Below are 8269 nucleotides of genomic sequence, written 5' to 3'. Positions count from 1 at the left end.
CTCTCTATTAATAGATTATTACTATAACGAAGTCTATCTTAAATCTAAGTGAGCCGGATAAGACCTGTTCATTCATTAGAAGAAGTAAGAAAGTGTCTTAAATATTGGCCTAAGGAACAAAATAAGAGGTTTTATTTGCGGTGATTACACTATATGAGAAATAAAGACAGCTACTATCGAATACTTAATTTAACAACTGAATTAGGATGGATCAATCGCCCTGAAGTTGTGCAAGAGGTACAAGTGATAGGAAAAAGCATTACTGATGAACGAGCTTCCCCAATTAATTATCAGGATGCCAATGGCATAAAAGTAATTGATCAAGAAAGTAATGTAAGGAAGTATGCAACAATAAACGAGTGTGTACTCAATGAAAAGCTTTGTAGGGCAACGATAACGAAACACATTAAGAACAGAAGCAAAGCAAAAGACGGGAGAACCTTTACTACCTTCTAAGTTTTTTCATATTTATTTGATATGCTATACTTAGATCTGCGTAATTAGACCTGCGCTGCCCGTTATTGAAGTTTCAGGCAGCGCTCTTTTTGGGGGGGCGATAATGGAAGAACAAAAAATATTTGAGAAACGCTGGCAGCTGGCTTCAAGTGAGCAAAAAGCAAGATACAACAATCTGATGTCCTCCTACCCTACTATTGACTGGACATATAAGGAAAAGAAATACTTACTTTGGTTATGTCAGTTAGATATAGATACTTTTGAAACGTTTGAAGTAATATTAGATAAAATTAAACAGAGTTGATCATAAACAAGCGAATCCTTCACTCGATTCGCTTGTTTTTCTATTTATTGGTTGTCTCAGGGCAATTCTAAGCACATTTGAAGAAATATCGCTGTTAATCCCCTTTAAGTAATGCTTCATAATATTTAGAAACACGTATTGCCAATGGTCTCACGTTTTTATTAAAAAAATAAGCTAATCCCTCCCTCTTTACAGAACGAACATTAGTTCGTATAATGAACTGTGATAAAGGAGGGTTTTTTATGTATTTCGATTATCGTTTTGAACCCCGTGGCGATTACTTATGTATCGACTGTAAAAGTTTTTACAGCTCCGTGGAATGCGTAGAAAGAGGCTTAAACCCTTTGACGACCATGCTAGTGGTATTATCTGGATCTGATCGGCCAGGTGGACTTGTCTTGGCCGCTTCTCCTGCCGCAAAAAAAGAATTAGGTATTTCCAACTTCACGAGAAAATATGAGCTACCGGATCATAAAGATTTGATTTGTGTGCCACCCCGAATGAACTTATATATCGAAACAAACATAAAAATCGTAAATATTATTCGTCGATATGTTTCTGATGATGACATTCATGTTTATAGTATTGATGAACTCTTTGTACGCTTTGACAAAGTTAAAAACCTCTACGGCAATTGTCGTACAAAACAATTCGCAAAAGGCTTAATGCAAAGGATACTCGAGGAAACGGGAATCTATACCACTGTTGGGATTGGGGATAATATGTTATTGGCCAAACTTGCATTGGATAATGCAGGAAAGAAGAATCCGGACATGATTGCAGAATGGCGTTATGAGGACGTCCCTTCTACAGTTTGGAAAATCAAAAGTCTGACTGATTTTTGGGGCATTGGTCACCGTACGGCAAAAAATCTATGGAAACGTGGAATCACTACGGTCGAAGAACTTGCAAATACCCCCCCTTCCAGACTGAAGGCTGCTATGGGTGCGATTGGTCTTCAACTGCACGCTCACGCAAACGGTATCGATCGCAGCGAGATTGATAAGAAATATAAGGTGTTAGAAAAAAGCATATCAAACTCACAGATCCTGATGAAAGATTATACGGACAAAAAAGAGGTAATGATTATCATTCGAGAAATGGCTGATTTGGTCGGATCAAGGTTACGAAAAGAACATGCTCAAAACGAATCAATCGCCCTTTCTATCGGCTACTCTCACGGTGAGTTGTTACCAGGGTTTTCGCGTCAAATGAAGGTGCCAGCAACGTCCAACACAAAACAAATCACTAGTTACCTTTTACAGCTGTTTGAGGAACATTACACTGGTTATGCGGTACGGCATGTCGGTGTATCCTGTTCAAAACTCGTTTATCAGACGAGTTTACAGCTGGATCTATTTTCTGATCCAGAAAAAACAATTCAGCAAGAAAAACTCGATTTCCTATGTGATGAAATTAGAAACAGATATGGCTTTAAGGCTTTGATCCATGCTAATTCGTTGTTGCCTGGGGCGACAGCTGTTAGCCGCAGCACGAAAGTCGGCGGCCATTAGAAAGGAAGGTTAAAAATGAGTTATGGTGATTCGTACGATGATCGCGGAATGGTGAAGTGGGCAGGATTCTATCTGTCTGAGCATACAGACTTAATGAACAAGGATGATAAAAAGCGGCTAACCTCCCCTTCCCAGAAACCACAAATGGAACTGGATGAGATCAATAAAATTATGGAGGAAGCAAGACTGAAGGATAAGTCAGTCTGTATTCAGATGGAAGCCAGAGACCTAAATGGCAATTACTATCCTGATATCATTGGCAAGATTAAAGGTTTCGACGAATTAGGGATATATATAGAAGAAACAAAAATCGGCTACGATGAGATACGTCATGTGTGCTTATACAGTCATATAAAGTGGCAATCTAGCAAAGAATTTTAGAACTAATATTATGATTACACAATAAAGAAAGCGAAAGTATACTAGTATACTTTCGCTTTCTTTATATATCTTATATTAGATAAAGTTTATAAAATCCCTATATAATAAGTCTCTCTCTTAAGTAGAAAAGTATACTGGTATACTTTTCTACTTCTTAAGCATTTTCAACTGAGTTTCATACATTGCTTTAAATGCTTCTTGCTGTCTTGTTGATAGCCGTGTGTTTACGTAACTATCTATAACTAAGTCTACTATCTCATTAATTGTGGCCTTAGGCATATTTTCTAATTCGCCCAGAAATGGTCTAAGAGTGTTCATTTTCAAATTAACAGAAGGCGATACTTTTTGTGTTAGGGTTGCTGAAAATCTTTTATCTTTTGCAGTCGGATTCGTAATAGATTCTTTCTTTATAGTCTCTGTATTCGTATTATTTATAGGAGTGATAGAAGAGGTTCTACCAAAATCTGTTTTTCCTTTTATTTCGACCTTTTTTGATTGTAAAGAAGATTTGTTATTCTTATTGCTTATTATTGGCTTGAAATTTTCAGACATATTTAATCCTCCAGAGATTCTAGTATTTCCTCATGTCGGTCTAACTCATTTAAAACATCGATAAATACCTGATGAGCTTTAATATCCCATCCATCTGGTTTTCCAGTATAAGAATACGAAACACGTATACCTTCAACATCGTAAACCTTTAATCTTTCTTGATACTTAACGATTGTATCCAGAACATTTCCTCCATATAACTCTTTTGCTTGATCAAGTACTTTAGTATCTACTCGTCCGCCGGGTCTTAGCATGCAAGGTATAATCCCTAGTACTTGTAAATCATTATCGTAAGTGTCTGCAAGATATTGCATGTAAGCAATATAGGTTTGAGCACCGTCCAGAGATAATTCTTGAGTTTGTAACACAATGATACAGTAATCAGCTGCAAGCATAGCATTATCACTATAATCAGATATTGTAGGTGGCACGTCTATATAAATAGCGTCATAGACTTCTTTCAATGGTTTCAGTAGCTCTTTCAAGTAGGTAATTTGCTTAATTTCATCATTCGGGAAACGATTCATTAGTATTTTTGTTAGGTTTCTAAAGGTGGTATTGGATGCAATTAAGTCTAAGTTACTCATGATAGGTGTAATTTGAGTACTTAAGTCTCCTTCCTCAAATCCAGTAGTGATACTCTTTGTAATTTCTTCAAGCTCACCTGTTTTAGCTAAAATACTCGTTGCGTTTCCTTGTGGATCTAAGTCAACTACTAATGTTTTTTTGTTATTGATTACAGCACTTTCATATGCAAGCATAGTTACTGATTTAGTTTTTCCTACTCCGCCTTTAAAATTTCCCACGACATATACTTTTCCCATGAATAGACCTCCGATTGATTAATAATATATCATAAGTATACCAGTGTGGAGTTTACTTGTAAAGAAAATAATTGCAAAAGTAGATTGGTGTAAAAGTATACCAGTATACTAAAGGTATTATTAAGTATACTGGTATACTGCGAATTTAAAGGAAATAATATAAAAAAGTTCCTATATAGATTCAGGAAGCACCGATATGTAAATACTTTAATCACAAAACGAAAAAAGTATACCAGTATACTGATACACCGTAATAAGTGTAAAAGTATACTGGTATACCATTAAAAAAGTTCAAAAGTATACTATTGCAAACCATTGTTAAAAATAGTTCTTTACAAGTTGAAGAATGTTCTGTAGTCTAAAAGAAAAATAAACAGTAAAAAAAGAGACGGAAAAATAAGTGAATTGGACCTCACCTATTTTTCTGAATCACATACAAACCTATGTGTTCTCGCTCGTCTCGGTAGTTATGTAAGTGGCTGGAAACCACTTATGTGATTGGATAATCAGTTCAGACTGGGAATCTGAACTTATAGGATTATATTACCATTTTTTGACGGGCAACTCAATATATACATGCTTATTTGTCATGCATTTTAACGAAATTATGACGTTCTAAGCCATTGAGAGAACACAAATCGAAAGATTATTTGTGTTCTCTTTTTTGTTTGGAAAGGATCAGCAACCATGGCATATGATTTAGATGTTGTATACTCGACTATTTTACAGAACGGGATTCGTAAATTTAAATTTAAAAATAGCCGCCTTAAACCGAGCTCTTACACAGATCAGTCGGGGAGAGGGGCGATTTTTGCGTACCGTTCAAAAGAGCATATGGCTGATGGTATGGGAGTAGTGATCACTTCTGAAGAAGCAGTTAGTGCAAACAAAAATCAGTTTAGCCATTGGACGCCAAACGTCTATCGTTATGGAAAATATAGCGATCAGTATCGACTTTTCCCAACTGGCCATGGTGAGGATAATTTACGACAAATCAATACTTTTTACATAGACGTAGATACACTTGATCCAAATTTTGAGTACGGAGAAATGATTTTAGATAGCTTTGAAATGGGCTTTATGCCAACGATGGTTTTAAAAAGTCCCCGTGGCTATCAATTCTTTTATGTGTTAGATAAACCAGCGTATGTTAACAGAAATACCGATTTTAAAGTAATCGATTGTGCAAAAAGAATTTCAAAGAATCTACGAGATTGCTTTTCCAAGAAAGGATATCCAGTTGACCTAAATGCAAATCATTTTGGGATTACACGTATTCCAGCTGACGATAGCATACTTTACTTTGAAGCAGACCAAAGATATAGCTTCAAAGAGTGGATGGATTGGTCGATAAATTACGAATTCGAAAACTTGCCGAAGAAAAATAATGTTTACCAGCTGACAACAAAGAAAGAATTCCGCCAAGTCGATGACCCCTGGTTCCGGATGCTTTTATTTAGCGAAAAAATCAGAGGTCAAAAAGGTGTTTTTGGGCGAAATAACGTCATTTTCACCCTTTCTTTAGCATATTATTCTTCTGGGTACGAAATGCAAGAATGTGAATTAACCATGCTTGAATTCAACGATCGTTTGCAGTCTCCTTTGAGGAATAGAGAGCTAACTAAGATAATTAAATCTGCCTACTCAGGGAAGTATCAGGCCGCAGACCGCGAGAAAATTATTATTTTATGCCAGGAATGGGTAGATGTAAGTCTCGGAGAAGATCAGCTTTTCGCTAAAAGACCAGGACTATACAAATTTAAAAAAGATCGATCAGTTCGTAAATACTCACACCTTCACGAGTGGGCGGGGGATTTGCTAGCTTATTTAGACGAGCATTCTTACACACACAAACCTTATATCGTCACTACAAAAAAAGATATTAGAGAAACGCTGAAGATTCCGGAGAGATCACTCGATAAAGTCCTGAAGCATTTGAAAAAAGAAAATAAAATATATTTTCGTGTTAGATCCGGACGCAATGGTGGGATTACAGTAGCCTCCGTAAAAGCATTAATGAGCACTATTATACGTGTAAAAAAAGAAGTCCAAGAGGCTTATTTCAATGCGATTTCAGAAGCATTTGGATTGAAGCATACAAAAGTATATTCGACGTTCGAAAAGCTCTTAAACCCTAAAAGACCAGCGGTTCAAACCGAATTATTTGAGTTGGATACAGGATAAATTTTAAACCCGTCAATTGCCTATTACATAATATCTTTGATAGTGTCCTTGTTTTGTGTGCTGGTTTATTCATAGATGGTCTATCCCTTGCTTGCTAGGTTTTAAGAAGAGTAGTAGTATAACTGCATACGCAGTAATAAGACTGAGGGGGCTTTCTATCTATGAGTGTGAAAACTTACGTGTATCCACATCCTATCAATGCTTTTGTTATTGGGCGTTTAGGGATCAGTGTGGAGGAGTTTTGTGAACTTCATGGTTATAAACAGGGTACGGTATCCAGCTGGGTAACAAGAAATAGGTCGATTAAAGCTATTCCTTGCGATTTTCTTTATAGTTTAAGTCTGTCCGCAAGCTTGCCTATGGACGATGTTTATAAGGAGTTGCTACAGCTGGAAGAGCAGTTTCTCTTGAGTATCGATCCGAAAAAGGAAAAGAAGTATGTCGATTAGGTTGTTAGAGGGTTTGAAGGAGGAACTGTCCCGAAAACTTATCGATGGCTTGGACTGAACGAAGTGAGGGAAAGGCATTGATAACGTCGAGGGCTACATGAGCTTGCGAATGGGGGTTTTGTTCTGTAAATAACACCCAGAGAAAAGCTTGGTTTCTGAGTGTCTGACAGGTATTTAGTTTATGATATAGTTTATCTCTTTTAGGGGTAACTTGCCTGCTAAGGTGTTCTCAACTGATGGAATGCAGCCTTCAGCATAGATGTGCTTTACCGGTGATTTAGTGATGTAATACTTCAATTCTTCTAAAAAATCTTCTAAGTTCATGATAGCAGCTTGCTTCTCTTTTTCGTCCTTTGCTATGTAGTAATCGTATCTGTACTTTGAGACTTTATATAAGATTACGTGATCCGAAGAGTATTTTATTTCCTGGTATTTAATTAGTGTTTCTAGCAATTCATCTGCATTTTGGAGGAGTTTATTTTTCATTTCCTCTTCCTGATATAATGCTCGATCGATTGATCTATCCGCTAGATTGGAAAGTCCTTCAGGTAGTTGATACGAATATCGTGAATTTAAAGACGAAATTTGTTTAAAATCATAATTTTTGAACAGATTTGAGATATCTAAAATGCGTTTGTCTGAAAAATGTACTGTAAAATCTATGATGAATTGAAGATGAATACTGGTTATCAGCTTCCTTTTTTTCAGTTCAGAATAAACGTAGTCTGCGTCTTTAACAGTTATTTGAGGTATCTGTGGACTAAACTCATGAAAATGTTGCCTGATGTAGTAATAGTATCGTAAAAATTCAAGAGAGGTGTTTTTATACTCCTTTGCAGTGCGGAATAAGGACTCTAATTTTTGGATATTTACTACAGTGTCAGGGTTCGTTTTTTGGTTTAAACACTCTTTTGTCTGATCAATGATGTATACCATGCGTTGGTCCTGTTCTTTCTGAATGTTGTATATCTCAGATAACTGCACACCTAATCGGTTAGCAAAGGCTTCTATGACTTCGATAGGAAGGACTCGTTCACCATTTTCAAATCTTGAATAGGTTGATTGTACTACTATCCCTTCGTAAATATCCTTTTGTGACAAATCCAGTTTTGTTCTTATATATTTTATCGCTTCGTGAAAATGCATATTTTTACTCCGTTTATATTTTTTAATTTAAAAATGCCAAATCGGCATATTTACAGTTTTTACTTGAAGATTATTGACGAAATTGCAATAATGAACTCAGATATCAAATTCATTTGTGCACAAATCCAAAGGAGGATTTCGAATGTTTGACTTTCTATTTGACGTATTCAACATCCAGATTACCCGTCCGTAATCGATAAATTTTAATTATATTTTTGCTGACAATATAAATATAAATTATTCAAACTAAAAAAGCTGTCTCTTATACACATCTAGATGTGTATAAGAGACAGGGAAAAGAAATACTTACTTTGGTTATGTCAGTTAGATATAGATACTTTTGAAACGTTTGAAGTAATATTAGATAAAATTAAACAGAGTTGATCATAAACAAGCGAATCCTTCACTCGATTCGCTTGTTTTTCTATTTATTGGTTGTCTCAGGGCAATTCTAAGCAC

Annotated in this window: 9 protein-coding genes; 6 read left to right on the top strand and 3 right to left on the bottom strand. The window is 35.9% G+C overall.

Annotated features, from left to right (window positions below; all coding sequences use genetic code 11):
- Positions 1-153: 153 nt before the first annotated feature.
- The 4 genes from A5882_RS19470 (at position 154) to A5882_RS19455 (ending at position 2655) form a co-directional block, all read left to right on the top strand.
- On the top strand, positions 154-456 hold the full coding sequence (locus tag A5882_RS19470; protein WP_086373581.1) for a hypothetical protein: 303 nt from the start codon (positions 154-156) through the stop codon (positions 454-456).
- A gap of 103 nt (positions 457-559) precedes the next feature.
- Complete coding sequence (locus A5882_RS19465) at positions 560-760, top strand: hypothetical protein (RefSeq protein WP_086373580.1); 201 nt, start codon at positions 560-562, stop codon at positions 758-760.
- A 242-nt stretch (positions 761-1002) separates the two neighbouring features.
- Positions 1003-2274: a Y-family DNA polymerase gene (locus A5882_RS19460; RefSeq protein WP_086373579.1), complete on the top strand. Its 1272-nt coding sequence runs from the start codon at positions 1003-1005 to the stop codon at positions 2272-2274.
- Positions 2275-2289: 15 nt separating this feature from the next.
- Positions 2290-2655: a hypothetical protein gene (locus tag A5882_RS19455; protein ID WP_086373578.1), complete on the top strand. Its 366-nt coding sequence runs from the start codon at positions 2290-2292 to the stop codon at positions 2653-2655.
- A 147-nt stretch (positions 2656-2802) separates the two neighbouring features.
- Here A5882_RS19455 and A5882_RS19450 read toward each other — a convergent pair whose 3' ends face one another.
- The gene (locus tag A5882_RS19450; protein WP_086373577.1) at positions 2803-3207 is read right to left on the bottom strand and encodes a hypothetical protein; all 405 of its coding nucleotides are present in this window, start codon (positions 3205-3207) and stop codon (positions 2803-2805) included.
- Positions 3208-3209: 2 nt separating this feature from the next.
- Positions 3210-4031: a ParA family protein gene (locus tag A5882_RS19445; RefSeq protein ID WP_002298756.1), complete on the bottom strand. Its 822-nt coding sequence runs from the start codon at positions 4029-4031 to the stop codon at positions 3210-3212.
- A 687-nt stretch (positions 4032-4718) separates the two neighbouring features.
- Between A5882_RS19445 and A5882_RS19440 the strand changes: the two genes are divergently transcribed.
- Entirely contained in the window at positions 4719-6215 is a 1497-nt protein-coding gene (locus A5882_RS19440; RefSeq protein WP_086373576.1) for a primase C-terminal domain-containing protein, read from the top strand.
- Between the two features lie 161 nt (positions 6216-6376).
- Positions 6377-6664, top strand: a complete 288-nt coding sequence (locus A5882_RS19435; protein ID WP_086373575.1) for a type III secretion system protein PrgN — start codon at positions 6377-6379, stop codon at positions 6662-6664.
- Between the two features lie 174 nt (positions 6665-6838).
- On the opposite strand, the gene A5882_RS19430 is transcribed toward A5882_RS19435, so the two are convergent.
- Positions 6839-7810 (bottom strand): helix-turn-helix domain-containing protein, encoded by a 972-nt coding sequence (locus A5882_RS19430; protein WP_086373574.1) that lies wholly within the window; start codon positions 7808-7810, stop codon positions 6839-6841.
- Positions 7811-8269: the final 459 nt, after the last annotated feature.

It is taken from the genome of Enterococcus sp. 4E1_DIV0656, assembly GCF_002140695.1.
Lineage (GTDB): Bacteria > Bacillota > Bacilli > Lactobacillales > Enterococcaceae > Enterococcus_D > Enterococcus_D entomosocium.
Note: the sequence above shows the minus strand (reverse complement) of the source record. Positions and strands in the feature narration are given on the sequence as shown.

What these genes read in the sequence shown, in the direction of transcription:
- A5882_RS19460 (WP_086373579.1), top strand. Translation starts at nt 1,003, where the DNA reads ATGTATTTCGATTATCGTTTTGAACCCCGTGGCGATTACTTATGTATC.
- A5882_RS19445 (WP_002298756.1), bottom strand. Translation starts at nt 4,031, where the DNA reads ATGGGAAAAGTATATGTCGTGGGAAATTTTAAAGGCGGAGTAGGAAAA.
- A5882_RS19435 (WP_086373575.1), top strand. Translation starts at nt 6,377, where the DNA reads ATGAGTGTGAAAACTTACGTGTATCCACATCCTATCAATGCTTTTGTT.
- A5882_RS19455 (WP_086373578.1), top strand. Translation starts at nt 2,290, where the DNA reads ATGAGTTATGGTGATTCGTACGATGATCGCGGAATGGTGAAGTGGGCA.
- A5882_RS19430 (WP_086373574.1), bottom strand. Translation starts at nt 7,810, where the DNA reads ATGCATTTTCACGAAGCGATAAAATATATAAGAACAAAACTGGATTTG.
- A5882_RS19470 (WP_086373581.1), top strand. Translation starts at nt 154, where the DNA reads ATGAGAAATAAAGACAGCTACTATCGAATACTTAATTTAACAACTGAA.
- A5882_RS19465 (WP_086373580.1), top strand. Translation starts at nt 560, where the DNA reads ATGGAAGAACAAAAAATATTTGAGAAACGCTGGCAGCTGGCTTCAAGT.
- A5882_RS19440 (WP_086373576.1), top strand. Translation starts at nt 4,719, where the DNA reads ATGGCATATGATTTAGATGTTGTATACTCGACTATTTTACAGAACGGG.
- A5882_RS19450 (WP_086373577.1), bottom strand. Translation starts at nt 3,207, where the DNA reads ATGTCTGAAAATTTCAAGCCAATAATAAGCAATAAGAATAACAAATCT.